The organism is Mesorhizobium sp. M4A.F.Ca.ET.020.02.1.1, from assembly GCF_004022645.1.
In the GTDB taxonomy this organism is placed as follows: Bacteria; Pseudomonadota; Alphaproteobacteria; order Rhizobiales; family Rhizobiaceae; genus Mesorhizobium.
The window spans coordinates 1-2,473 of record NZ_RZOI01000824.1 but is presented as its reverse complement, the minus strand read 5'-3'; the positions used below and the strand labels follow the sequence as shown (position 1 = coordinate 2,473).

Here is a 2,473-nt window from a genome sequence, read left to right as displayed (position 1 = left end):
CTTCTCCATCTGCGCGGCGAAGGACAAAAGCGTCTCCTCGTCGCCCGGGCGCCCCGCCGCCTGGATGCCGAGCGGCAGGCCTGCCTCGGTGACATGGACCGGCAGCGCGATCGACGGCTGGCCGGTGACATTCTGGATCGCCGGCCAATGGGTGAACCACAGGCTCTTGTCCATCAGCTGCCCGAGGAACGACTTGGCCCTGAGCAGCCTGGTCAAATGCAGCTTGTCCAGCAGGTTCTCGATGAACTCGTCGGCGCCCTTCGGGTCCATGGCGCCGCAGGCCAGCGGCGGGTGTGCGATGATCGGCATCAGCACCGCATCGTACTGGGCTGTCTCGGCGATCAGCCGGCGCGACGTGGCATTGAGCCGCTGCAGGATCTCATAGAGTTCGCCGGCCGGGATGATATCGCCGAAGCGGCTCAAGACACGCGTGGCGCGCTCGATGTCGCCGGCAACGGAGCGGCCGACGCGCAGCGCCTCGGCGCGCATCGTGCCGGCCACCGCCGAGGTCACCGTCTTGCAGAAGTCGGCCATGAAATCGCGCCCGATATAGGGCAGGTCGATCTCGTCGACCGTATGACCGCCCTCGCGCGCCAACGCGATAGCCGTGTCCAGCGCTTGCAGCGTCTCGGCCGAAATCGGCAGGCCGAGCGGCGACTTGCGGTAGACGGCGAGCCTGAGCTTGCCGGGATCGCGCGCCGCGGCGGCGGCGAAGCTGCCTTTCGGCGCCGGCGCGCCATAGGGCGACAGCGGATCCGGCCCATGCGTCAGGTCGAGCAGCAGCGCCGAATCCCGCACCGAGCGGGCGACCGCGTGGTCGACAACCATGCCGTACCAGCTTTCGCTGGTGAGCGGCGTCAGCGGCACGCGGCCGCGCGAGGTCTTCAAGCCGACCAGCCCGCTGCAGGCCGAGGGCACCCGGATCGAGCCGCCGCCGTCGGAAGCGTGCGCCGCCGGCACCACGCCGGCTGCCACCAGTGCCGCGGCGCCCCCGGACGAGCCGCCTGTGGTATAGCCCATATTCCACGGATTGCGGGTGATGCCGAAGGCCGCCGATTCCGTCATCAGCCTCAGCCCGTGCTCGGGCGAGGTGGTGGTGGCGATCGGGATCAGGCCGGCGGCGAGATGGCGCTCGACCATCACCGAATTGTAGTCGGCGGTGAAAGCCGGGATGCGGCTGCCGCCATGGATCGGCACGCCCCTGAGGCCGATGCCGAGATCCTTCAGCGCGAAGGGCACGCCGGCGAGCGGCAGCGCGCGGTCGACGCTCTTGGCGCGCGCCCGCGCCGCATCATAGAGCGGCTCGGCGATGGCGTTGATGTCGGGGCGCGTCGCCTCGGCGCGCGCGATCGCCGCGTCGACAAGCTCCTGCGGCGAGAGCTCGCCCTTGCGCACCAGGCCGGCCAGGCCGGTCGCATCCTCTTCCCACAGCACCCGTTCGACCGACATCGCCGCTGTCCTCCGCCGGCCCGGAGGCTAGCGGCAGCCGATTTGCTTGGCAACGGCGCGCGAACCCATCGTGAGCAAAGATCATCGCAAGCTTTGAGGGGGACAGTATTGCCTGCGCCGTTGCAAATGTATGGCAATCCTCTAATTTGCCGCCATGGCGCCGCAGGACATCAGCCAGCTGATCGTCCGGACTTCAATGAAGGACCGGGCAGCGTTTGATCTGCTCTACCGGCAGACCAGCGCGAAACTTTTCGGTGTCTGCCTTCGTGTATTGAAGGACAGGGGAGATGCGGAAGAAGCGCTGCAGGAGGTCTTCGTCAAGATCTGGACGAAGGCGGATCGTTTCGCGGTCTCCGATCTAAGCCCGATTTCCTGGCTGGTGGCTATTGCGCGCAATCATGCGATCGATCGCATTCGGGCGCGGCGCGAGCCGGCCGCCTATATCGACGCCGCGCTCAACGTGGCCGATCCGGCGCCGGGACCGGAGGCCATGGCCGTGGCGGGCGGTGAATCCGTGCGCATCTACCATTGCCTCGACGAGTTGGAGAAGGACCGGGCGGCGGCCGTCCGGGGCGCCTATCTGAACGGCGAAAGCTATGCCGAGCTGGCGGAGCGCCATGGCGTGCCGCTGAACACGATGCGGACCTGGCTGCGGCGCAGCCTGTTGAAACTCAGGGAATGCCTGGAAAGATGACGCTGGCAGAGGAAAACGGACCGGAACGTGGAGGCGACGACCTGTTCGCCGCCGAATACGTTCTTGGCGTCCTGGCCGCGGACGAACGCCAGATCGCGTCCCGCCGCATCGAGGCGGACGCCGCTTTCGCGCGCCTTGTCGACCGCTGGGAGGTTCACCTTTCGCCGATGGCCGCCGCCTATCCGGAGACCGAGCCTCCGATCAGGGTCAAGGAGGCGATCGATCGCCGGCTGTTCGCCCAAGAGTCCCGCGCCGGCCTCTGGTCGAGCCTCACCTTCTGGCGCGGCCTCGCCGCCGCCGCCGTCGCGGCGCTCGCGATCGCCATCGCCC

At 68.2% G+C, this 2,473-nt stretch carries 2 protein-coding genes and 1 pseudogene; 2 read left to right on the top strand and 1 reads right to left on the bottom strand.

The annotated features are described in order from the left end of the window. Positions 1–1,449: amidase (locus tag EN742_RS31705; RefSeq protein WP_148670396.1), on the bottom strand; the 1,449-nt coding region annotated here is incomplete at its 3' end. Positions 1,450–1,603: 154 nt separating this feature from the next. Here EN742_RS31705 and EN742_RS31700 point away from each other — a divergent pair. Then, positions 1,604–2,143 carry a sigma-70 family RNA polymerase sigma factor gene (locus EN742_RS31700; protein ID WP_126057179.1) on the top strand — a complete coding sequence of 180 codons (540 nt, stop codon included), beginning with the start codon at positions 1,604–1,606 and terminating at the stop codon, positions 2,141–2,143. Further along, positions 2,140–2,473 (top strand): annotated as a pseudogene (locus EN742_RS31695) (anti-sigma factor); the annotation flags it as partial. The gene EN742_RS31700 and the pseudogene EN742_RS31695, both read left to right, overlap by 4 nt.